This window comes from Streptomyces longhuiensis (assembly GCF_020616555.1).
GTDB classification, from domain to species: Bacteria; Actinomycetota; Actinomycetes; order Streptomycetales; family Streptomycetaceae; genus Streptomyces; species Streptomyces longhuiensis.
In genome coordinates, this window is sequence record NZ_CP085173.1 from 3,969,972 (window position 1) to 3,992,287 (window position 22,316).

Genomic DNA, 22,316 nt, shown 5'->3' on the forward strand with positions numbered 1-22,316 from the left:
CCGGATCGACCTGAGGAGAGCGGATGACCGAGCTCACCGAGCTGACCGCGGAAGCGCTCGTCGACGGCTATCGCAAGGGCGGATTCAGCCCCGTCGATGCCACGCGGGCCGTCCTGCGCCGGATCGAGGAGGTGGATCCCGCGGTCAACGCCTTCGTGCGGCTCGACGCGGAGACCGCCCTCGCGCAGGCGGAGGCGAGCGCGGAGCGCTGGCGCAGAGGTGAGCCGCAGGGCCTGGTGGACGGGGTCCCGGTGTCGGTGAAGGACATCCTGCTGATGCGTGGCGGGCCGACGCTGCGCGGCTCGCGCACGGTGCGGGCCGAGGGCGCGTGGGACGAGGACGCGCCGTCCGTGGCGCGGCTGCGCGAGCACGGCGCGGTGTTCGTGGGCCGCACGACGACGCCGGAGTTCGGCTGGAAGGGCGTCACCGACTCGCCGCTGTCGGGCGTGACCCGCAATCCGTACGACGTCTCGCGCACCTCGGGCGGATCGAGCGGCGGCAGCGCGGCGGCGGTGGCGCTCGGTGCGGGCCCGCTGTCGCTGGGCACGGACGGCGGCGGATCGGTGCGGATCCCGGCGGCGTTCTGCGGGATCTTCGGTCTGAAGCCGACGTACGGGCGGGTGCCGCTGTACCCCGCGTCCGCGTTCGGGACGCTCTCGCACGTGGGGCCGATGACGCGGGACGCGGCGGACGCGGCGCTGATGATGGACGTGATCACGGGCGCGGACTGGCGTGACTGGTCGCAGCTCGGCCCGGTCGGGGGAGGCTTCCGCGACGGGCTGCGGGACGGGGTGCGGGGCCTGCGCGTCGCGTTCTCGCCGTCGTTCGGCGGGCAGGTCGCGGTACGGCCTGCGGTCGCGGCGGCGGTCCGCAAGGCGGTGGAAGGGCTCGCGGGGCTCGGGGCGTACGTCGAGGAGGCCGATCCGGACGTCACGGACCCGGTCGAGGCGTTCCACACACTGTGGTTCAGCGGGGCGGCGCGCGTGACGCAGAACCTGTCGCCGGCACAGCGCGCGCTGCTCGACCCGGGCCTGCGCGAGATCTGTGCGCAGGGGTCCGGGGTCAGCGCGCTCACGTATCTCGCTGCGGTCGACGTGCGGGCCGAACTCGGGCGCCGGATGGGCCGGTTCCACTCGTCGTACGACCTGCTGGTGACGCCGACACTGCCGCTGACGGCGTTCGAGGCGGGCGTCGAGGTGCCCAAGGGGTCGGGGCTGCGGCGCTGGACCGGGTGGACGCCGTTCACGTACCCGTTCAACCTGACGCAGCAGCCGGCGGCGACCGTCCCGGTGGGGGTGGACGCGGACGGGTTGCCGGTCGGCCTTCAGATCGTCGGCGCGCGGCACGCGGACGCGCTGGTCCTGCGTGCCGCGCACACCTTGTACGAGGCGGGGATCGCCGGGATCGCGGCGCCTACGCCCGCCTGAACGAGAGCGTCTCGCCCAGCGCGCCGCCGCGCCACAGGTCCTGGCAGGCCTCGGCCATCCGGTCGAGGCCTTCCACGACCTGGCCCCAGACGATGCCGGGGACCCAGCCGACGTCGCCGTTGATCAGCAGGTTGTTGCGCTCGTAGAAGAGGGCGAGGTCGACGACGGCCGCGCCGGGCCTCAGCTCGGCACCGGATTCGTAGCCGTATGCCTGGGTCCCCAGTTCCGTACCGGAAAAGGAGAAATAGCAGAGGTCCCCCGGAATGGGGGTGATGGTCGGATTCTCCAGGGGTGGCTCCCGGTCCGCGAATGCCGGGAAAAGGGCGTAGATCTCGTTGCGCGCGTATTTCGCGTGATAGACGTCGGAGCCCAGTGGAAGCGCGTCCCACACCGCCGCGCAGGTCAGCGGAGCGCGGTCGTCGAGCAGCTTTGCCGTGCACTGAACTCCCCGCTTGGCGAGGGAGACTTCGATGTATCGGTCGGCCATGCCCTCCATGTTCAGCCCCATGCTCCCCCCTGGGTCAAGGGTGCCCCGCCCGCATCAGGGGCTTGAATTGATACGCATAGGTCGTGTCGAGTCGGGTAGCCGCGCGGCCATGGCTCCACCTATTTGGAATGTCACAGAAGGAACACGAAGCCTAGAAGCCAACAGAAAGGGCATACGCCGACGATCTCTGCTCATCGGTGCCACCGCTCTCGGTGCGGCCGGCGCCGTCGGGGCCGCGGGTTGCAGCCGCGTACCGGACGGCGACACCCTCGCGCGGCTCCAGGCTCAGGGCACGGTGCGTCTCGGGATCGCGGGCGAGGTGCCCTACGGCTACATCGACGACAGCGGAAAGTTCACGGGTGAGGCCGTCGAACTCGCCAAGGTCATCTTCAAACGGCTCGGTATCGGCCATGTCCAGCCCGTCGCCACCGACTTCAGCTCCCTGATACCCGGCCTGCAGACCCAGCAGTTCGACGTGGTGTCGGCCGGGATGTACATCAACAAGGAGCGCTGCCGGCAGGTCATCTTCTCGGACCCCGAGTACCAGATGCTGGACTCCTTCATCGTCCGCAAGGGCAACCCGAAGAACCTGCACGACTACGCGGACTGCGTGAAGGCGAAGGCGAAGTTCGGCACGGGCACCGGCTACGCGGAGATCGCCTACGCGGTCGAGGCGGGCTACAAGGAGAGCGACATCGTCATCCTCCAGGACCAGGTCGCCGGCCTGAACGCCGTGGAGGCGGGACGTATCGACGTGTTCGCCGGCACCGCCCTCACCACGCGTGAGGTGACGAAGAAGAGCCGCAAGGCCGAGCACACCGAGCCGTTCGCTCCCCTGGTCGGAGGCAAGAAGCACGTCGACGGCGGCGGATTCACGTTCCGCTCGAACGACACCGAGATGCGCGACGCCTTCAACAAGGAGATCCACAAGATGAAGGCGAGCGGCGAACTCTTCCGCATTCTGCGGCCGTTCGGCTTCACCCAGGCCGAGATGACGAAGCTGACCGCAGAGGAGCTGTGCAAATGACAGCGGGACTGTGGGAACACTGGGTCCTTCCGGGCATCTGGATCACGATCCAGCTCACCGTGTACAGCGCGGCCCTCGCGACCGCCGTCGCCTTCGGTGTGGGCATGGCCCGCACCCACCGGCTGAAGATCGTGCGCTTCGTCGCCGGCTTCTACACCGAGGTCTTCCGCGGCACGTCGGCGCTGATCCTGATGTTCTGGATCTTCTTCGTGCTGCCGCAGCTCGCCGGCTGGTCGCTGGTCCCGATGTGGGCCGCGGTCCTGGCGCTCGGCCTGTCCTACGGCGCGTACGGCGCCGAGGTGGTGCGCGGCGCGCTCAACGCCGTGGCGCCCGCCCAGCGCGAAGCGGGGGTCGCGCTGAGCTTCACCCCGTGGCAGCGGATGCGGCTGATCCTGCTGCCGCAGGCCGTGCCGGAGATGATCCCGCCGTTCTCGAACCTGCTGGTCGAGCTCCTCAAGGGCACCGCCCTGGTCTCGCTGCTCGGCATCGGTGACGTCTCGTTCGCCGCGTACCTGGTGCGCCTCGCCACCCAGGAGAGCGCCCAGATCTACGCGATCACCCTGGTCATCTACTTCGTGATCGCCTTCCTGCTCACGCGCGGGATGCGCGCGCTCGAGCGCAAGACCAAGGCCGGCATAGGCCGGCGCCCCGACCCGGGAACCGGCATCATGCGCAAGCTCAACATCCGTCAGACGACGGAGACCGCTCCCGTTCCCACCAGCGCGGGAGGTGGCGGCGCGTGATCACCACCGCATCCGGCACCTGGGACTGGTCGGCCGTCGCCGACTTCATGCCGCACTTCTGGGACGGCGTGCTCGTCACGCTCCAGGCGCTCGTCCTCGGCTCGCTGATCTCCTTCAGCCTCGGCCTCGTCTGGGCCATCGCCTTCCGCGCCCCGACGCGCTTCGTGCGCTGGCCGGTGGGCGTCGTCACCGAGTTCATCCGCAACACCCCGCTGCTCGTGCAACTCTTCTTCCTGTACTTCGTGCTGCCGGAGTGGGGCATCCAGTTCTCCGCCCTGACCACCGGCATCGTCGCCATCGGCCTGCACTACTCGACGTACACCGCGCAGGTCTACCGCGCGGGCATCGAGGCCGTGCCCGCCGGCCAGTGGGAGGCGGCGCGGGCGCTGAGCCTGCCGTACCGCAGGACATGGACCGCGGTGATCCTGCCGCAGGCCATCCGCCGCGTGATCCCGGCGCTCGGCAACTACGTGATCGCGATGCTGAAGGACACCCCGCTGCTCGCCGGGATCGGCGTGCTCGAACTGCTTCAGCGGTCCCGCCTGGAAGCGGCCCAGACCTTCCAGTACACGGAGGCCCTGACCGTCGTGGGTGTCGCCTTCATCGTCATCGCCTACCCCTCCTCCCTCCTCCTCCGAGCCTTGGAGCGACGTCTTGTCCGCTGACGCGAACCTCCCCAAAGACCAGCCGAACCCCAAGGTGGACGGCAGCGAGCTGATCCGCTTCGACAAGGTCGTCAAGCGCTTCGGCGGCAACACCGTCCTCGACGAGCTCGACTTCTCCGTCGACTCCGGCAAGCACGTCACGCTGATCGGCCCGTCGGGCTCCGGCAAGACGACGATCCTCCGGCTCCTGATGACCCTGATCAAGCCCGACGAGGGCACGATCAAGGTCAACGGCGACTACCTCACGCACGAGGAGAAGGCCGGCAAGCTCGTCCCGGCCGGCGAGAAGCACATCCGCGAGGTCCGCAAGAACATCGGGATGGTCTTCCAGCAGTTCAACCTCTTCCCGAACATGAAGGTCCTGCGCAACATCATGGAGGCGCCGGTCACCGTGCTCGGCCTCTCCAAGGACGAGGCGGAGCAGCGCGCCCGCGAGCTGCTCGACATGGTCGGTCTCGGCGACCGCTGCGACGCGTACCCGACGCAGCTCTCGGGCGGCCAGCAGCAGCGCGTCGCCATCGCCCGCGCCCTCGCGATGCGCCCACAGGTGCTGCTCCTCGACGAGGTCACCTCGGCACTCGACCCGGAGCTCGTCGCCGGCGTCCTGGACGTGCTGCGCGACATCGCGCACACCACGGACATCACGATGCTCTGCGTGACCCACGAGATGAATTTCGCCCGCGACATCTCGGACCAGGTCCTGATGTTCGACGCGGGCCGGGTCATCGAGTCCGGGGCGCCGGAGAAGATCTTCAGCGATCCGGAGCACGAGCGGACACGGGAATTTCTCAGCGCAGTTCTGTGACCACGATCGGTGAGGGCCGGTAAGTGCGGAGGTCCCAAACCTGGGGCATGACTTTGGCATATGCCAGGGTGGCGCGTTCCTGCTGACAGACCCGGAGCGCGCCACCAATGTCGCCAACAGGCCCCCCACAATGGCCTCTTGGCGACTATCGTGGATCGAGGCCAGCTGTCCGGAACCGGTCCTTGCAGGGGGATGCCGTGGCGCTGAAGCACGAGCCGATCGCGCAGCACCACTCGGTGCAGCACGCCCTTCGTGTGCTCGAAACCGTCGCACGACGCGGCGTCGGTGTCACCGACACCGAGCTCAGCAACGAGACCGGGCTGCCCGCCGACCGGCTCACCACGCTGCTGCGCATGCTGCGCCGCGAGGGGTACGTGGAGCAGACCTCCGACGGCGCGTACGTCACAGGCGACACGCTGACCAGCCTCGGCTCGGCGCAGAGCCGTGAGGACGCGCTCACCACGAGCCTCCAGCGCAACCTCGACCGGCTGCGCGAGACGGTGGGCGCGGCGGTCTATCTCAGCCGGTACGTCGACGGCGAGATCCGCATCACCCAGTTCGCCCAGGGCCCCACGACCCCCGCGGTCAACGAGTGGGTGGACTTCCGCTCCGCGGCGCACGCCAGCGCGATCGGCAAGAGCCTCCTCGGCCAGCTCGACCTCAACGGGCGGCGCGACCACCTCTCCCGCCACAAGATGGCCCGCCTCACCTCGCGCACGATCACGAACGAGCGCGTCCTGCTCTCCAAGCTCGACGCCCAGCCCGCGACGGTTCCGGTCCTCGACCTCCAGGAGTACGCGGTGGGCACGGTGTGCGCCGCCGTCCCGATCACGGCAGGCTCCTCGGTGGGCGCGCTGGCCCTTTCCCTCCCGATCGAGCACGCCCACCGCCTGCACCACGCGGCGGACACCCTGAACCGCGGGGCGGCTCCGCTCCTGCTCTCCCTGGCGATCTAGGCACCCGCCCCCCGGGGTGTGCAGAGCACCCCTCAGGACCAGGTATTATTTTCGAGTCAGCAGGCGCCGCTAGCTCAGTTGGTTAGAGCAGCTGACTCTTAATCAGCGGGTCCGGGGTTCGAGTCCCTGGCGGCGCACAGACACGGTGAAGGCCCTCCACGAAAGTGGGGGGCCTTCACTCATCGGCAGGCCCACCCCGACGCAGCGAGAGCGGCTGGGGGTCCGGGGTTCGAGTCCCTGGCCGCGCGCAGACACAGTGAAGGCCCCTGCGGAAGCGGCAGGCCTTTCACCTGTCGCCTCTCACGCATCAAGCCCTCAGGTAAGCCAGCACCGCCAGCACCCTTCGATGGGTGTCCGAGTCGTCGGCCGGTGGCAGGTCCAGTTTTCCCAGGATGTTGCCGATGTGCTTGCCGACCGCGGCCTCGTTCACCACCAGGTCCCGGGCGATCGCGCCGTTCGACCTGCCCTCGGCGACCAGGGCGAGTACCTCTCGCTCGCGCGGGGTGAGGCGCTCCAGGGGGTCACGGCGGCGGCGCAGCAGCCGGCGTACCACTTCGGGGTCGACGACCGTGCCGCCGGAAGCGACCCGTTCCACCGCCTCGACGAACTGCTCGACCTGCCCGACGCGGTCCTTGAGCAGATAGCCGACGCCGGTGCCGTCGCCCGTGTCGAGGAGCTCGGCCGCGTACGAGCGCTGCACGTACTGGCTGAGGACCAGGACCGGAAGGCCGGGGCGGTCCGCGCGCAGGGCGAGCGCGGCGCGCAGGCCCTCGTCCTGGAATCCGGGCGGCATCCGTACGTCGGTGAGGACGAGGTCCGGCGTGTGCTCGGCGACGGCGGCGCGCAGCGCGTCCGCGTCGCCGACCGCGGCGACCACCTCGTGCCCGAACCGGGCGAGCAGGCCCACGAGGCCCTCGCGCAGCAGCACCGCGTCCTCGGCGAGGACCACTCTCAGAGCGCTGGGCACGGGATCTCCAGGGACAGTGCGGTCGGCCCGCCGGCCGGGCTGGTGATCGCCAGTGTGCCATCGAGGACGGCGAGACGGTCGGCGAGTCCGGTGAGCCCGCTGCCGCCCGCGGGGTCGGCGCCGCCGCCCCCGTCGTCGTGCACCTCGATGACGAGGCGGCCGCGCTCGTGGCGTGCGGTGAGCCGGGCGTGGCCGGCGCCGCTGTGCTTGGCGGTGTTGGCGAGGGCCTCGCACACCGCGAAGTAGGCGGCGGACTCTACGGGTCCGGGCAGCCGGGGCAGGTCGATACGGGTGTCGACGGGGACGGTCGAGCGGTCGGCGGCGTCGTCGAGGGCGGCCGCGAGCCCGTAGTCGGCGAGGACCTGGGGGTGGATTCCATGGATCAACTCCCTCAGCTCCACGAGGACTTGGCCGGCCTCGTCGTGCGCGGCGGCGATGCGTTCGGCGAGCGGTCCCGTCGCGGGGGCGTCGAGGCGGGCGAGTCCGAGGCTCATCGTGAGGGCGACCAGGCGCTGTTGGGCGCCGTCGTGCAGGTCGCGCTCGATACGGCGCCGCTCGGCCTCGAACGCGGCGACCAGGCGCGCCCGCGACCTGGTGACCTCCGCGAGCCGCGCCTCCTCCTCCGTCTCGCGGGGCGCGAGCAGCAGCCGGGCGAGCGCGGCCCGCGCCGCGGCGTAGGCGCCGAGCGGGTGGAGGAGCACCGCGAGCAGGGCGAGCCCGGCGACGGTGCACAGGGCGGCCTGCCCGTACGAGTCGATGAGCCAGAGCTTCACGACCCGGGTGTCGTGCCCGGCGCTCGCGAGCTGGAGCGGCGCCGCCGCCACCGCCCCCGCGAGGCCGATCGTGCAGGTCAGGACCAGCAGGTCGAGCGGCCACAGGACGAGCGCGAGGAGCGCCGCATAGGCGAGTTCGCGCCAGGTCGCCTGTTCACCGAGACGCAGCCGCAGCCAGGCCGTGGCGCCGGGCTCGGCCGGTGTGCGGTGCGGGCTGGGCGCCGCCTGCCCGGTCACGGGCCGCAGCCGGCGTCGCTCCAGCGCCCCGACCGGGACCCCGGCGAGCGCGAGCAGGGCGAGCAGCGGCAGCCCCACGAGGACGAGGGAGAGCACGGCGCCCGCGACGCCGAGCGTCACGAAGGTGACCAGGAGCGGCGCTCCGACGAGCACCCCTCCCGCGAGATACCCGGCGGCGCGCCACGGGGCGCTGCCGCGCAGGTAGGAGGGGCCACGCAGGGAGGCGGCGAGAGACGTCATCGGGCGGGGCCGACAGCTGGGGAGCGCCCGGCGGCCGGGGACGACGCCGTGGCAGGGGACGGCCCCGCAGCCGGAGTCGCCCCCTTGACCGGAGACGGCCCCGCAACCGGAGACGCCCCCTTGACCGGAGACGGCCCCGTCGACTCCCCCGCGTCGAACCTCTGGCGGGCCTCCTCGACCAGGGGCAGGTGCCCGGACGACCACTCGGCGAGCGTCGCGAACAGCGGGGCCAGGCTGCGACCCAGGTCGCTGATCTCGTACTCGACCCGGGGCGGCACCTCCGGGTAGTACGTGCGCACGACGAGTCCGTCGCGCTCCATCTGTCGCAGGCGCTGCGTGAGCACCTTCGGCGTGATGGTGCCGATGGCGCGCTGGAGCTGCACGAAGCGCTGGGTGCCGTACTCGTTGAGCGCCCACAGGATCGGCGTGGTCCAGCGGCTGAAGACGATGTCGAGGACCGGCGAGATCGGGCAGGCCTGCTCGGGGCCGCCGCCCTGCCACCGCGTACTGCCGCTCATACAGCCCTCCCGGGAAGTCACTTTCCTCTAGGTACCTACTTTACTCAGGATGCTAGCTTTCGAGAACCGAGCGGGGCCTCAAAGTCCCCGCAGGACAAGGGAGTTGAAGATGATCGTTGTCACGGGTGCCACCGGGAACGTCGGCCGTCCGCTCGTCACCGCCCTGACCGCCGCGGGCGAGCAGGTCACCGCCGTGTCGCGCCGCCCCGCGTCCGACCTGCCCGTACGCCACGTCCAGGCGGACGTCGGCGACGCGGAGAGTCTGCGGCCCGCGCTGGAGGGGGCCGACGCGCTGTTCCTGCTGATCGGCGCGGAGCTGCTGCACGCCGGGGAACCGCCGGCCGCCGTGCTCGACGCGGCGAAGGCGGCCGGTGTGCGCCGGGTGGTCCTGCTCTCCTCGCAGGGGGCGGTGACGCGGCCCGACGCCGTCTCGCACGCCAGGCTGCACGCGTTCGAGGAGGCCGTACGACAGTCGGGCCTGGACTGGACGCTGCTGCGCCCCGGCGGGTTCGCGTCGAACGCCTTCGCCTGGGCCGACTCCGTACGCGCCCACCGCACTGTCGCCGCCCCGTTCGCCGATGTGGCGCTGCCGGTGATCGACCCGGCGGACATCGCGGCGGCGGCGGCCGTCGTGCTGCGCGAGGACGGTCACGCGGGCCGGGCCTACGAGCTGACGGGACCGGTGGGCGTCTCACCGCGTGAGCAGGCCGCGGCGCTCGGTGAGGCGATCGGCGCCGAGGTGCGGTTCACCGAGCTGAGCCGCGCCGAGGCCCGTGCCTTCATGACGCGGTTCATGCCGGAGCCGGTCGTGGACGGCACGCTCGACATCCTCGGTTCGCCGCACCCCGCCGAGCAGCGGGTGAGCCCGGACGTGCGGACCCTGCTCGGCCGCGAGCCCGGCACGTTCGCCCAGTGGGCGGCCCGCAACGCGGCGGCCTTCGCCTGACCGGCCCCGCGAGCGCGCCCGGCTCACCGGTCCAGCAGTTCCGACCGCCCGTGCGCCGCGTACTCCGCCGTGAGCGCCACGACGTCGGCATCGGTGAGGCGCCGGTACCCGCTCTCCCCCGGTGGCCGCCACCACACGGGGTCGGCGCACCGGAACCCCTCGCGGCGCAGCCCCACCCGGTGCACCTTGTTCGTCGCGGTGACGGGCATCCGCTCCACGACCCGGACGAAGCGCGGCGCCATCTTCGTCCCCAAGTCGCTCTGGGACAGCAGGAACTCGGCGAAGGCGAGCGGGTCGAAGGGGCCGGCCGTGTCCGTCCCGCGCAGGGCGAGCGTCGCCATCACCTGGTCGCCGGCCACCGGGTCCGGCACCCCGTACACGGCGACGGCGGCGGCGTGCACGTACCGGGCGAGGATGTTCTCGATCATCGCGGGAGCCAGGTTCTCGCTGTCGACCCGAAGCCGGTCGTCGGTGCGGCCCGCGAAGTAGAGGAACCCCTCGCGGTCGCGGTAGAAGAGGTCACCCGTCCAGTACCAGCCGTCCCGCACCCGCTGTCCGTACGCGTCCTCGTTGCGCCAGTACCCCTCGAAGGGCGTACGGCCGCGGTTGACCAACTCCCCTATCGCGAGATCCCCGTTGAGGAGCCGCCCGTCCGCGTCGAAGTCCGCGGGCGGGCACTCCCGCCGGGTCGCCGCGTCGACGACGGCCAGGTCGTCCCCGGGTGTCGCCCGACCTATCGCCCCGGCCGGCGTCCCCGCCGAGCGCTGGATGGCGGCGCCGCCCTCGGAGGACCCGTACCCCTCGACGAGCCGCACCCCGAACCGCTCGGCGAACCGCGCCGCGTCCACCGCCCCCGCCTCCGTGCCGAAGCCGACCCGCAGCGGGTTGTCCCGGTCGTCGGGCCGCTCGTCGGTGGCCAGGATGTACTGCACGGCCCGTCCGACGTATGTGAAGTACGTGGCTCGGTAAGTCCGTACGTCGTCGAGGAACCGCGAGGCCGAGAAACGGCGCCGCAGGGCCACGCCCGCGCCCGCCGCGACGGCCGGCGCCCAGTCGGCGATCACCGCGTTGCCGTGGAAGAGCGGCATGCAGATGTAGTGGACGTCGTCGGGGCGCACCCCGAACTGACCGACGAGCGACTGCCCGGCGGCCGCCAGGCGCCCCTGCGAGCAGATCGCGGCCTTGGGCGCCCCCGTGGAGCCGGAGGTGAAGTACAGCAGCATGCGGGTCTCGGGGGTGGCGCGGGCGAGGTCGGGCTTGGCGCCCTCGTACGGCGCGAGCAGTTCGGCGTACGCGTCGGAGTCCGTCACCAGGAGCCGCACGCCCGGGAGTTGAAGACCGTCGAGCAGCGGCAGATGGGCTCGCTCGGTGACGAGGACGCGGCAGTCGGTGTGCAGGATGTCGCGGGCGAGTTCGGGGCCGCGCCGGGTCGGGTTGACGCCGGCCACGGCGGCGCCCGCGAGGGCCGCGGCGCTCAGCCAGAGCGGGAACTCCGGGGTGTTGTCGAGGAGTACGCCGAGGTGCGGATCGGCGCCCCGGGGCAGCAGGTCGGCGAGGAGCGCGGCCCGGGCGGCGGCGCCCGCGGCCACCTCGTGATGACTGAGGACCTGGTCCTCGCACCACAGTCCGGGGCGGTGGTCACCCCATCGCTCCTGTACGAGTTCCGCGACGGTACGCCTCATGGGACCCATGACCGCGCACCATAATTGACATACCGTCAGAAGTGCAGCCCCCGGCGGCGGATCAGCCGTACTGGACCATGACGTCGATGAGGATGCCGATAGTCACGACGATGACGACGAGGCCGAAGATCACGCCGAACGCGTCCTTGCCGGGACTCGGCTCCGACGCGGTGGCCTTGTCCGGCTGCTGGAGCGTGTAGTGGACGACCGCCTCGTCACCGACGTCCCGGCTCGGCGGCCCACCGGACTCCTTGAACCGGATCGCGCGCCGGTCGGCGGTGGTGAAGTCGTACTCGTGCCACTGGATCCGGCGGGCGATGTTGTTGACCACCTGGACCGTCACATAGGCCCGGACGACCCGCGCCCGCGCGGTCAGCCCGCTCCGCCAGGCGGCCTGCCGCTCGTTGCTTCTGCGGACGATCGCGTACCCGGCCCAGATCAGGACGAGGATCAGGACCGGGAAGAGTATGTGGAAGACGGCATCCATGGGGGCCTCGGGTCAGAAGGGCATGTCGGCGGCGGCGACAACGAAGAATACGCAGAAGGCGACGACGAGACCGAGGAAGCCCAGCAGGAACACCATGCTCGCCGCGGCCCGCAGTGGGGCCGGTGCGTGCGCCGTGGCTCGGTCCGGGCGGTCGGCGGTGTAGTACACCATCACGACATCGCCCTGCACGGTGGTCGCGGGCCCGTTGGTCTCCTCGAACCTGACGGGGCGTCCGTCACCGGCCGTGAACTCGTAGACGTGGTGCTGCGTGGTGCTCCGGTGACCGTCGCTGTCACGCCTCGTCGAGGTGAACGCGCGCAGACAGCGGCCCTCCGCGGTCAGACCGCTCGCCCAGGCCCTTCTGACCTGCATCGAGCGGCGGGTCAGCGTCACCGCCATGAAGAGCGCCACCGCCGCGATGAACACCGGCACGATCAAGAACAACACCCGCATGGCCATCCCCCGATACCACGTTCCGTGCACGCCGCCCGGTCGGAACGGCGTGCACGGAACCTACCCGCGCGAAGGCCCCGGGAGCCTCAAGCCATGCTCAGAACTGCACGTCCGAGCACGCGTAGAACGCGTTCGCCGTGTCCGCGATCGTCCACACCGCGAGGATCACGTGGTGGCCGCTCTTGCCGGAGGGCAGGGTGCCGGTGTGCGAGAGGGTGGCCGGGGGCTGGCCGCTGAACGGCACCGTGAGGAACGGCGCGGTGTCCAGGTCGGCCCTGGTCAGCGGCTTGCTGTCGTCCCAGCCGTTCTTGGTGATGTAGTAGCGGAAGTCCGTGGTGGAGTGCCGCGCGGTGAACTGCCAGCGGAAGGTCTGGCTCGCACCCGCGGTGACCTTGGTCGTCGGCCAGGCGGTGCCGTCGGGGGCCTTGGCACCGTTGAGCGCGGAGAACTCGCCGTGGTTGGCGGAACAGATCGTCCCGTCGGCGGGACCGGCGGCCGGGAAGCCCTTGGGCCCCTCGACGCTCTGCGGTTCCCACTGGATGTTGCCGCATCCGGTGACGGTGCCGTTGGCGCAGAGTTTCTGCCGGCTGATGGGGAGGTCGGTGTAGCCGTGACTGCTGGCGCCGCCCGACGAGAGCACGAAGGCCCCCGCCGTGGTGAGGCCGAGCAGGGCCGCGTAGATCTTCTTTCGCATGCTGCCGCTCCTGGAGAACGTGGGGGAGTTCCGGTGAGCCGTGCGCACAGCGCTACATCAGGTCTAGACCAAGGCCCAGATTATTGCCGTCAGTTGAACATGTCCATACCAATAGTGGAGAGGATCCGGTCGCATCTCCCCCGGGAGGTCTCGACCAGCTCACCGTTGGGCGCGTCATTCCCGGCCACCCACGCACGGGCCCCCGCCGTGTCCCGCCCGCCCGCCAACTGCCGCTCCACCAGGCGGACTTGACGCACCTCCACCGGAGCCTCGACATACCAGCACCGCGTCATCAGCTCCCGCGCCTCCCGCCAGCCCGGCAGGTCGCACGCCAGATAGTTCCCCTCGGTCACGACGAGCCGGGCCGCGGGCGGCACCAGATGCCGGGCGGCGACGGGCTCGTGCAACGTGCGGTCGTAATCGGGGACGTAGATGTCCGCGGCCGTGTCGTCGAGGACCCGGCGCAGCAGCGCCACGTACCCCCGCACGTCGAAGCTCGGCTCGGAGCCCTTGCGCGCGGTCAGCCCGAGGCGCTCCAACTGGGCGTTGGCCAGATGGAATCCGTCGAGCGGCAGATACGCGGCCTGCTCGCCGATCCGCTCGACCAGGGCCCGCGCGAGCGTGGACTTCCCGGCGCCGGGCGGGCCCGCGATCCCCAGCAGGACACGCGGGCCCGACGCGGTGAGCTTCCAGGCTTCGGCCGTCAGTCTCGAGATCCCCATGGGCGGGGACTCTACGACGCGTCGCCGCCCCGGCCGGTGTAGAACGCCACGGTCAGATCCTTGACCAGCGCCTTGCGTTCGTAGTCGTCCAGCTCGACCAGGCCACGCGTCGTCAGCCGCGTCATCGTGTCCTCGACCGAGTCGACCACCGACGTCAGGACGCTGTCCCGGTGCTGCGCGTCGAGGGCCGCGATCCGGCGTCGCTGCATCGCGGCGGCGATCTCGGGCGCGTACTCGATCCTCGTCGGCTGCGCCGAGAACACCTCGATCCCGACGGGCGCCGCGTCGGTGGCGAGCTGCCGGGTGAGCGCGTCACCGACGGCCTCCGCGTCGCGCAGGGTCGGGGCGTCCTGGTGGAAGGCGTCGGCGGGCAGCTGGGAGAGCACCCGCGCCATCGCCGCCTCCACGCACTGGCGCAGATACTCCTGGTGGTCCTCCACGGCGAACGCGGCGCACGCGGTGTCCTTGACGCGCCACACGACGAGGATGACGACACGCAGGGCGACCCCGTTCGCGTCGACCGCGGGCATCGCCTCGCTGCGCCAGTGCCGCAGGCGTACGTCGGTACGGCGGCGCAGGAACAGGGGGTTCACCCACGTCAGGCCGGTGCGGCGGACGGTTCCGCGGTAGCGGCCGAAGCACGTGAGCACCCACGCCTTGCCGGTCCGGCCGCGCGCGAGACCGCCGAACCCGAACAGGGCGAGCGTGCCCGCACCCGCGACGGCCGCCCACTGGACGGGTCCGAGCTGCGCCCCCGCCGGGACGGGCAGCGCCGCGATGTGCGGCAGCACCCCGCCCCACCACAGCGACGCGGCACCGCCCGCCGCGCCCGCGAGGCCGCCGAGCACACCGACCGCGCCGGGCAGCGTACGCCCGGGCCGTTCGACGAGGTCGGGGTCGACGACCGGCGCCTGGCGCGAGGGCGGTCGCGACGGCAACCGGCGCAGGACACGCGGAAGCTCGCCGCCGCTCCGCCGGCCCCCGACGACGGCCGGCCGCAGTGGCACCGAGACGGGGTCGGGCCCGTCCCGGGAAAGCAGATGGACCGGGATCTCCGTGGCGGCCCCGCCGCGGATCAGCCGGGCGCCCCACCCGCCGGACGTACCGGTTCCCGGCTCGGCGAAGCCCGCGGCGCGGACGCCCCCGGACACCCCCTGACCACCACGCGCATCGTCACGCGCACCGCCACCATCGGCTTCCGCGGGCAGCTCGGGCCCCTCCGGCCACTCCGTCGTCGTACTCATCCTTGCCTCCGTGCTGGATCCGTACATCCGCGCTGACCTCCGGCCCGGCAGAGCCGGAGGGGTCGGGGTGTGCGGTGAGGCGAGTCGCCGCACACCCCCGGGGCCGCGTGCGGCCGGCGGGACCTCACGCCCCGCCGGCGGCCGGCCGGTGGGCGTTCACGAGAAGAGCCGTCGCCAGGTCTCGGGACCCGGGTAGCCGTCGGCCGCGCCGCCGCGCCAGCCCTGGGAGCGCTGGAACGCCTCGACGCCACGCCGGTCGTCCTCGCCCCAGCGGGGGCCCGGGTCCTTCGTGTAGTTCTTGCCGAACCCCTTCTTCACCAGCTGCCTGCCGAGCTGGGTGACGTGCGCGTTGCTCGCGCCCGGCCGGAACATGCCGCGCCCGGGATACGGCGGCACCTTGGACGTGGCGGAACCGGGGCCGGACGCGCCACCGGCGACGGGCGGAATGTTCTTGCCCTTGCCGCCGACCAGATAGGCCCAGGTCGTGGGCCCGGGCAGGCCGTCGGCGTTCGCGCCCGTCCAGCCCTGCGCACGCTGGAACGCCTGCGTGGCGAGCCGGTCGGCCGCACCCCAGCGCGGCCCGGGTCCGACCGTGTAGAAGCGCCCGCCGCCCCGGCCGACGAGCAGCTTCCCGAGCCGCGTGACGTTCGCGTTGTTAGCCCCGGAACCGAACGACTTGACGCCCGGGAACTGTGTCGACACCGAACCGCCGACCGCCGCCTTCTCCTCCACCTTCAGCCCCTTGTAGCGATAGGGCACGTAGTGGGACGAGTTGCTCCAGTAGGCATAGGGCGTGGACTGCTTGCGGGCGCTGGGCGGCGTCTGCTCGTACGCGAGGTAGTAGGTGTGCGTGTAGTCGGTCCAGCCGCCGAAGAGGACGACGTGCGAACCCTTCTGAGGGTCGGACAGATTGTGGAAGAGCAGCATGTCGCCGGGCTGGAGTTGGTCGCGCGTGATGCGTGTCCCGAACTTGCCGAGACTCCCGGTCCATTCGTTGCTGCCGAGGTTCCACGCCATGGAGACGAAGCCGGAGCAGTCCTGCCGGTACCCGTCGCTCCAGTACTTCACCATGCTGTACGGCACCTTGGCGGTGAGCCAGAGCTTGGCCCGGTTGACGATCGCCGCGCGGGTCGTGGCCGGCAGTCCGGTCACGCGCCCCAGGGGCGAGGCCGGGCGACCCACCGGCCCGTGCAGCGGGCCCGACCCGCCCTGCGGGGTCGGCGGCTCGTCCGAGAACGGCACCCCCGGCCTGGCCGGTCCGTGGTCGGCCGCGACGGCGGGGACCGCGTGCGCGCCACCGATGACCGTGCCGGCCGCGGCCGCGAGGACGAGGGCACGCCGGGCGCCGTGGGCGGCGGGGTGGCCGCCGAGACCGATCGTCAGCGACGACGGGGAGCTCCGGGCGGCACTCCGCCAGTGAAGGCACCCCGGGCAGTCGCAGTCGCTCGCAGGATCGAATTCCTCGAACACCGGAGCCTTCATGCGATTCCCCTCACACTCCAGAATGAAATGTCCAACAATCTGCACAAACGGAAGCCTCTCAACTCTCTGGAGATATCGCATGTTGACGGTCCGAATGATTGATTTACCGGATAAATAGGGCGATACGGACAGGCGTGGTGGTCCGGAGCACCTCCGGGATTCGGGTAGAGTTCTCCAGGTCAGCAGGCGCCGCTAGCTCAGTTGGTTAGAGCAGCTGACTCTTAATCAGCGGGTCCGGGGTTCGAGTCCCTGGCGGCGCACAGACACGGTGAAGGCCCTCCACGAAAGTGGGGGGCCTTCACTCATCGGCGGGCCCACCCCGACGCAGCGAGAGCGGCTGGGGGTCCGGGGGTTCCCCCCCGGGAAGACACAGCATCAGCGGGTCCGGGGTTCGAGTCCCTGGCGGCGCACAGACACGGTGAAGGCCCTCCACGAAAGTGGGGGGCCTTCACTCATCGGCGGGCCCACCCCGACGCAGCGAGAGCGGCTGGGGGTCCGGGGGTTCCCCCCGGGAAGACACAGCATCAGCGGGTCCGGGGTTCGAGTCCCTGGCCGCGCACAGACACGGCGAAGGCCCTCCACGAAAGCGGGGGCCTTCACTTATCGGCGGGTCCCCGCGTGATGGGCCCCTTTCTGCTGCTCGGGGGGCTACGGCAGCCGCTGCTGCAGATAACGTGGGCCCATGGCGCGCGACCTCCAGGAGCAGATCAAAAAGCTCATCATCGACCGGCGGCTTCCCTCCGGTGCCTCCCTGCCCACCGAGCCCGAGTTGATGGAGCTCCTCGGCGTCAGCCGGAACTCCGTGCGCGAGGCGCTCAAGGCCCTCCAGGCGATGGGCATCGTGGAGATCCGACACGGCTTCGGCACCTACGTCGGGCCGATGTCCATGGCCCCCATGATCGAGGGGCTCACCTTCCGCACCGTCGCCGGGCACTACCGCGGCGAGGACAGCCTGCTCCAGCTCCTCGAACTGCGCGAGGCCGTCGAGACCGGCCTCATCGCGCGCCTCGCCGGCCGCGTCCCCGAGGCCGACCTGACCGAACTGGACGCCCTCGTCGACCGCATGGACACCGAGGCGGCCACCGACGGCGCCGTGAGCCCGGGCACCGACCGCGCCTTCCACGCGACGCTCTACCGCGGCCTCGGGAACCCGCTGCTCGGCGAGGTCATGGAGGCGTTCTGGGACGCCTTCCACCGGGTGCGCACCGACCTCGTCGCCATCCCGCACGACCCGAAGGTCACCGGACTCCAGCACCGCGAGATCGTCGACGCGGTGCGCTCCGGCGACCCGCTGCGTGCGGAGCGCGCCATAAGGGAGCACTTCGGCGACATCCGCACCCGGCTGAGCACCCCGACCGGCAACCCGACGAGCACCCCGAAGGGCACCCCGTGAGCAGGGCGTGAACACCCCGGCGCGCGCCCGACGAGCAGCGTCCGCGCCCCCGGCGCGCGCTCCGTGAGCAACTCCTGAGCACCCCATCCGCCCCAACAGGCGTGCCAAATCGCACGTATGACCGGTAAACAGCTTGTTTCGCTTCGTATCGCCCTTGCGATCATGATGAAGTGCGTAGAACCCTGTCCTGGAGCCATTGGCTCCGATGAGGCAGGCGGCACACGGCAGTTGGGACCGGCACTCGGCCGGCGCCGGTTGCGCTCGACTCAGGGGTGGGGGCCCCGTTCATGAAGCGATGCCGAGGGGGGCATCATGCAACCGGAAGGCCGCCGTCTCAGTCTTAGACGGGGGACCGTGGCCTGCCACTGACACGTCCGGCGAGGTCGAGGGGGACCGAACCGGACGGATGACCGACGACCACGCAGTGACTTGCGTGCGGGGGGAATGACTCATGACGTCGACGCCGACAGGCGCCCGGCAGAACTTCGACCCGTCCCAGACCACCCAGCTACGCGTGCCGCCGCATCGGACCGGCGGCTTCCGTCGCATCAAGAAGGCCCTGCCGCGCTACGACTACGAGCACTACAGCCGGCTCGCGGGGCCGCTGACCCAGCCCGATCCCGGCAAGCCGTACAAGGTGCAGTACCGCTCACTGCTCTCACAGGAGCCGCACCGGCTGCGGGCCGCGCTGATGCTGGGCGCCGCGCCGCTCCTGTCTCTCGTACTGCTCTTCTGGCTGCTCCAGCCCGAGCACTGGACGGAGCGGGACTACCCGGCGTACGACTTCCTGCCCGCGCTCGACGTCGTGATGCTGGTGTCGATCGGTCTGATCGAGTTCTTCCGCTGCATGAACGTGCTGTCGAACGCGCACGCCACGCTCGTCGCCCGCGACCCGATCCCGGTGGTGCCCGAGACCGGCACGAGGGTCGCGTTCCTGACCTCGTTCGTGCCCGGCAAGGAGCCGATCGAGATGGTGACGAAGACCCTGGAGGCGGCCGTGAAGCTGCGCCACCGGGGGCTGTTGCACATCTGGCTCCTCGACGAGGGCGACGACCCCGAGGTGAAGGCGGTCTGCGAGCGCCTCGGCGTGCACCACTTCTCCCGCAAGGGCGTCGCGAGGTGGAACCAGGCCAAGGGCCCGCACCGCGCCAAGACCAAGCACGGCAACTACAACGCCTGGCTGGACGCGCACGGCGACGACTACGACTACTTCGCCTCCGTCGACACCGACCACGTGCCGCTGCCCAACTACCTGGAGCGGATGCTCGGCTTCTTCCGCGACGAGAACGTCGGCTTCGTCATCGGCCCGCAGGTCTACGGCAACTACGACTCCTTCGTCACGAAGGCCGCCGAGTCCCAGCAGTTCCTCTTCCACGCGCTCATCCAGCGCGCGGGCAACGCCTACGGCGCCCCGATGTTCGTCGGCACCTCCAACGCCGTACGCATCAGGACCCTCAAGCAGATCGGCGGTCTGTACGACTCGATCACCGAGGACATGGCGACGGGCTTCGAGATCCACCGCGCCAAGAACCCGGCCACGGGCGAGAAGTGGAAGTCGGTCTACACGCCCGACGTGCTCGCCGTCGGTGAGGGACCGAACGCCTGGACCGACTTCTTCACCCAGCAGCTGCGCTGGTCCCGAGGCACGTACGAGACGATCCTCAAGCAGTTCTGGAAGGCGCCGTTCTCGCTGCCGCCGGGCCGCTTCTTCAACTACACGATGATGGTCATCTTCTACCCGATGTCCGCCATGAACTGGATCCTGGCGGCGCTGAGTTGCGCCCTGTTCCTCGGTCTCGGCGCGTCCGGCGTGAACATCGACCCGACCATCTGGCTGATGCTGTACGGCAACGCGTCCGCGCTGCAGATCGGCCTCTACATCTGGAACCGCCGCCACAACGTGTCGCCGCACGAGCCCGAGGGCTCCGGCGGTATCGCGGGCATGGTGATGTCGGCGCTGTCCGCGCCGATCTACGCACGCTCCCTGATGGACGCCGTGCTGCGGCGCAAGAGCAAGTTCGTGGTGACCCCCAAGGGCGAGTCGGCCAGCCCCGACACACTGTTCGGCACGTTCCGCATCCACCTGTTCTTCATCCTGGTCTTCGCGGCGTCCATGACCGCGTCCTTCGTGTTCGGGCACGCGCACCCGGCGATGCTCACCTGGGCCTCCTTCGCGCTGCTCATCACGGCCTCGCCGATCTTCGCCTGGCGATGGACGATGCGGCAGGACAGGAAGAAGCCGAAGCCGCCGGCCGCTCCCCCGGACCAAGGGGAGCACCTGGCTCCACCGGCGCACGCCGCGCAGGAGAAGCCGACCTGGGCCGCGCCCGACCAGACCATGCAGATCGCCCTTGGGGGACGTAAGAAATGAAAGACGGTGCCAGCCGCCGCCGTGCCCGACGCATAGCCATCGGCTCGGTGGTGGTGCTAGCGCTTGCCGGGATGAACGGTCCGTGGCTCTACCGGTTCGGTTCGGCGAAGTACCACGAGTACAAGATCAACAGACCTGAGTACAAGGCCGAGAACGGCAAGTGGGACATCGTCGAGTTCCCCAAGGAGTACCGGCAGAACACGATCCACGCCGCCCTGCTGCACACGGGCAAGATCCTGCTCGTGGCCGGGTCCGGGAACAACCAGGACAACTTCGACGCGAAGAAGTTCGACACCCGGCTGTGGGACCCGGTGAAGGGGACGATCAAGAAGATCCCCACGCCCAGCGACCTGTTCTGCACGGGCCACACGCAGCTGGCCAACGGCAATCTGCTCATCGCCGGCGGCACCAAGAGCTACGAGAAGCTCAAGGGCGACGTCACCAAGGCCGGCGGCCTGATGATCGTCCACAACGAGGACCCGGACGAGCCGAAGACGATCCCCAAGGGGTCCAGGTTCACCGGCAAGGAGAACGGCAAGACCTTCGTCACCAGCGAGAACATCACCATCGAGCGGGCGAAGAAGGTCTTCGACCCCCAGACGGGCAGGTTCCTGCGCAACGACCCGGGCATCCGCCGGGTCTACGTCGAGGCGCAGAAGAGCGGCACGAAGTACGAGACGGGGACTCAGGACAACTACCGCGTGCAGGGCCTCAAGGGCGCCGACGCGCGCAACGTCTACGGCATCGCGCAGAAGCTCGCCCTGGACAAGAAGGACTTCCAGGGGATCAGGGACAGCTACGAGTTCGACCCGGTCGCCGAGAAGTACATCAAGGTCGACCCGATGAACGAGGCGCGCTGGTACCCGACGCTGACCACGCTCTCGGACGGCAAGGTCCTCTCGGTCTCCGGGCTCGACGACATCGGCCAGCTCGTGCCGGGCAAGAACGAGACGTACGACCCGAAGACCAGGAAGTGGACGTACACCAAGGGGATCCGCCAGTTCCCGACGTACCCGGCCCTCTTCCAGATGGAGGACGGGAGGATCTTCTACTCGGGCGCCAACGCGGGCTACGGGCCCGACAACGTCGGCCGCACGCCCGGCATCTGGGATCTCGCGACCAACAAGTTCCAGAAGATTCCCGGGCTGAGCGACCCCGAACTGATGGAGACCGCGGGCACGGTGGAGCTGCCGCCCGCGCAGGACCAGCGCTACATGGTGGTCGGCGGCGGCGGGGTCGGCGAGTCCAAGGAGTCGAGCCGCAAGACGCGGATCGTCGATCTCAAGGCGAAGGACCCGAAGTTCGTCGACGGGCCCGAGCTGGAGAAGGGCACGCGCTACCCGCAGTCCTCCACGCTCCCCGACGACACGGTCCTGGTGTCCGGCGGCTCCGAGGACTACCGCGGCCGCGGCGACTCGAACATCCACCAGGCGCGGCTGTACGACGTGAAGACCAACACGTTCAAGCGCGTCGCCGACCCGCTCGTCGGCCGCAACTACCACTCGGGCTCGCTCCTGCTGCCCGACGGCCGCGTGATGTTCTTCGGCTCGGACTCGCTCTACGCCGACAAGGCGAACACCAAGCCCGGCGTCTTCGAGCAGCGCATCGAGATCTACACGCCGCCGTATCTGTACCAGGACTCGCGGCCCACGCTCAGCGGCGGCACGAAGACCGTCGCGCGCGGCGGCACGGCGACGTACAAGTCGGACCACGCGACGGCGATCAGGACGGCCCGGCTGATCAGGCCGAGCGCGTCCACGCACGTCACGGACGTCGACCAGACGTCGATCGCCCTCGACCTGAAGAAGTCGAAGGACAGCGTCACGGTGACCATCCCGAACAACCGCAGCCTGGTCGAGTCGGGCTGGTACATGCTGTTCGTGACGGACGATCAGGGCACGCCCAGCAAGGCACAGTGGGTGCACGTGCCGTAGGGGCAAATACGTAGGGGGGTGGGGGCCCGGGCCCCCACCCCCCTTGCTGCTTTCCGGCCGCTG

General features: G+C 70.5%; 20 protein-coding genes, 2 tRNA genes and 1 pseudogene. 12 read left to right on the top strand and 11 right to left on the bottom strand.

What is annotated here, in order from left to right; genetic code table 11:
- The first annotated feature begins 23 nt into the window (after window positions 1-23).
- The gene (locus tag LGI35_RS18480) at window positions 24-1,427 is read left to right on the top strand and encodes an amidase (RefSeq protein WP_227294914.1); all 1,404 of its coding nucleotides are present in this window, start codon (window positions 24-26) and stop codon (window positions 1,425-1,427) included.
- Here LGI35_RS18480 and LGI35_RS18485 read toward each other — a convergent pair.
- Window positions 1,414-1,914: a DUF3830 family protein gene (locus LGI35_RS18485; RefSeq protein WP_227300360.1), complete on the bottom strand. Its 501-nt coding sequence runs from the start codon at window positions 1,912-1,914 to the stop codon at window positions 1,414-1,416. The genes LGI35_RS18480 and LGI35_RS18485 overlap by 14 nt on opposite strands.
- A gap of 109 nt (window positions 1,915-2,023) precedes the next feature.
- Here LGI35_RS18485 and ehuB point away from each other — a divergent pair, with 109 nt between their 5' ends.
- The 6 genes from ehuB to LGI35_RS18515 all read left to right on the top strand — a co-directional run bounded on the left by ehuB (window position 2,024) and on the right by LGI35_RS18515 (window position 6,247).
- The gene (gene ehuB, locus LGI35_RS18490; RefSeq protein ID WP_227294915.1) at window positions 2,024-2,941 is read left to right on the top strand and encodes an ectoine/hydroxyectoine ABC transporter substrate-binding protein EhuB; all 918 of its coding nucleotides are present in this window, start codon (window positions 2,024-2,026) and stop codon (window positions 2,939-2,941) included.
- Window positions 2,938-3,684, top strand: coding sequence for an ectoine/hydroxyectoine ABC transporter permease subunit EhuC (ehuC, locus tag LGI35_RS18495; protein ID WP_227294916.1), 747 nt, complete (start codon window positions 2,938-2,940; stop codon window positions 3,682-3,684). Before ehuB ends, ehuC begins: the two co-directional genes overlap by 4 nt.
- A gap of 47 nt (window positions 3,685-3,731) precedes the next feature.
- Complete coding sequence (gene ehuD / locus LGI35_RS18500; RefSeq protein WP_264484724.1) at window positions 3,732-4,349, top strand: ectoine/hydroxyectoine ABC transporter permease subunit EhuD; 618 nt, start codon at window positions 3,732-3,734, stop codon at window positions 4,347-4,349.
- Entirely contained in the window at window positions 4,339-5,154 is an 816-nt protein-coding gene (ehuA, locus tag LGI35_RS18505; RefSeq protein WP_227294918.1) for an ectoine/hydroxyectoine ABC transporter ATP-binding protein EhuA, read from the top strand. Before ehuD ends, ehuA begins: the two co-directional genes overlap by 11 nt.
- Window positions 5,155-5,351: 197 nt before the next feature.
- The gene (locus LGI35_RS18510; RefSeq protein ID WP_227294919.1) at window positions 5,352-6,110 is read left to right on the top strand and encodes an IclR family transcriptional regulator; all 759 of its coding nucleotides are present in this window, start codon (window positions 5,352-5,354) and stop codon (window positions 6,108-6,110) included.
- A gap of 63 nt (window positions 6,111-6,173) precedes the next feature.
- A tRNA-Lys gene (locus LGI35_RS18515) sits at window positions 6,174-6,247 on the top strand.
- A gap of 170 nt (window positions 6,248-6,417) precedes the next feature.
- Here the strand turns inward: LGI35_RS18515 and LGI35_RS18520 are convergent.
- The 3 genes and pseudogenes from LGI35_RS18520 to LGI35_RS18530 all read right to left on the bottom strand — a co-directional run.
- Window positions 6,418-7,077, bottom strand: coding sequence for a response regulator (locus LGI35_RS18520; protein ID WP_227294920.1), 660 nt, complete (start codon window positions 7,075-7,077; stop codon window positions 6,418-6,420).
- The gene (locus LGI35_RS18525; protein WP_227294921.1) at window positions 7,062-8,327 is read right to left on the bottom strand and encodes a sensor histidine kinase; all 1,266 of its coding nucleotides are present in this window, start codon (window positions 8,325-8,327) and stop codon (window positions 7,062-7,064) included. The genes LGI35_RS18520 and LGI35_RS18525 overlap by 16 nt, the downstream gene beginning before the upstream one ends.
- Window positions 8,328-8,470: 143 nt before the next feature.
- Window positions 8,471-8,845: pseudogene (locus LGI35_RS18530) on the bottom strand (winged helix-turn-helix transcriptional regulator); the annotation flags it as partial.
- Between the two features lie 109 nt (window positions 8,846-8,954).
- Between LGI35_RS18530 and LGI35_RS18535 the strand changes: the two are divergent.
- Complete coding sequence (locus tag LGI35_RS18535; RefSeq protein WP_227294922.1) at window positions 8,955-9,791, top strand: NAD(P)H-binding protein; 837 nt, start codon at window positions 8,955-8,957, stop codon at window positions 9,789-9,791.
- Window positions 9,792-9,814: 23 nt separating this feature from the next.
- Here the strand turns inward: LGI35_RS18535 and LGI35_RS18540 are convergent, their stop codons facing one another.
- The 7 genes from LGI35_RS18540 to LGI35_RS18570 form a co-directional block, all read right to left on the bottom strand.
- Window positions 9,815-11,482: a long-chain-fatty-acid--CoA ligase gene (locus LGI35_RS18540; RefSeq protein WP_227294923.1), complete on the bottom strand. Its 1,668-nt coding sequence runs from the start codon at window positions 11,480-11,482 to the stop codon at window positions 9,815-9,817.
- 52 nt (window positions 11,483-11,534) lie between these two features.
- The gene (locus tag LGI35_RS18545; RefSeq protein WP_227294924.1) at window positions 11,535-11,960 is read right to left on the bottom strand and encodes a hypothetical protein; all 426 of its coding nucleotides are present in this window, start codon (window positions 11,958-11,960) and stop codon (window positions 11,535-11,537) included.
- A 12-nt stretch (window positions 11,961-11,972) separates the two neighbouring features.
- A complete protein-coding gene (locus tag LGI35_RS18550) occupies window positions 11,973-12,413 on the bottom strand; it encodes a DUF3592 domain-containing protein (RefSeq protein WP_227294925.1) in 441 nt (146 codons plus the stop codon).
- Between the two features lie 97 nt (window positions 12,414-12,510).
- Complete coding sequence (locus LGI35_RS18555; RefSeq protein ID WP_227294926.1) at window positions 12,511-13,107, bottom strand: lytic polysaccharide monooxygenase auxiliary activity family 9 protein; 597 nt, start codon at window positions 13,105-13,107, stop codon at window positions 12,511-12,513.
- An 89-nt stretch (window positions 13,108-13,196) separates the two neighbouring features.
- Entirely contained in the window at window positions 13,197-13,829 is a 633-nt protein-coding gene (locus LGI35_RS18560) for a nucleoside/nucleotide kinase family protein (RefSeq protein ID WP_227294927.1), read from the bottom strand.
- 11 nt (window positions 13,830-13,840) lie between these two features.
- Entirely contained in the window at window positions 13,841-15,073 is a 1,233-nt protein-coding gene (locus LGI35_RS18565; RefSeq protein ID WP_227294928.1) for an SPFH domain-containing protein, read from the bottom strand.
- A gap of 156 nt (window positions 15,074-15,229) precedes the next feature.
- Window positions 15,230-16,555, bottom strand: coding sequence for a peptidoglycan-binding protein (locus LGI35_RS18570; RefSeq protein WP_227294929.1), 1,326 nt, complete (start codon window positions 16,553-16,555; stop codon window positions 15,230-15,232).
- Between the two features lie 186 nt (window positions 16,556-16,741).
- Here LGI35_RS18570 and LGI35_RS18575 point away from each other — a divergent pair.
- From LGI35_RS18575 to glxA, 4 genes are all read left to right on the top strand, one after another.
- Window positions 16,742-16,815 (top strand) — tRNA-Lys (locus LGI35_RS18575).
- Window positions 16,816-17,237: 422 nt separating this feature from the next.
- Window positions 17,238-17,948, top strand: a complete 711-nt coding sequence (locus tag LGI35_RS18580; RefSeq protein WP_227294930.1) for a FadR/GntR family transcriptional regulator — start codon at window positions 17,238-17,240, stop codon at window positions 17,946-17,948.
- 451 nt (window positions 17,949-18,399) lie between these two features.
- Window positions 18,400-20,319, top strand: a complete 1,920-nt coding sequence (locus tag LGI35_RS18585) for a glycosyltransferase family 2 protein (protein ID WP_227294931.1) — start codon at window positions 18,400-18,402, stop codon at window positions 20,317-20,319.
- On the top strand, window positions 20,316-22,253 hold the full coding sequence (gene glxA / locus LGI35_RS18590) for a radical copper oxidase GlxA (protein WP_227294932.1): 1,938 nt from the start codon (window positions 20,316-20,318) through the stop codon (window positions 22,251-22,253). The genes LGI35_RS18585 and glxA overlap by 4 nt, the downstream gene beginning before the upstream one ends.
- Window positions 22,254-22,316 lie beyond the last annotated feature (63 nt).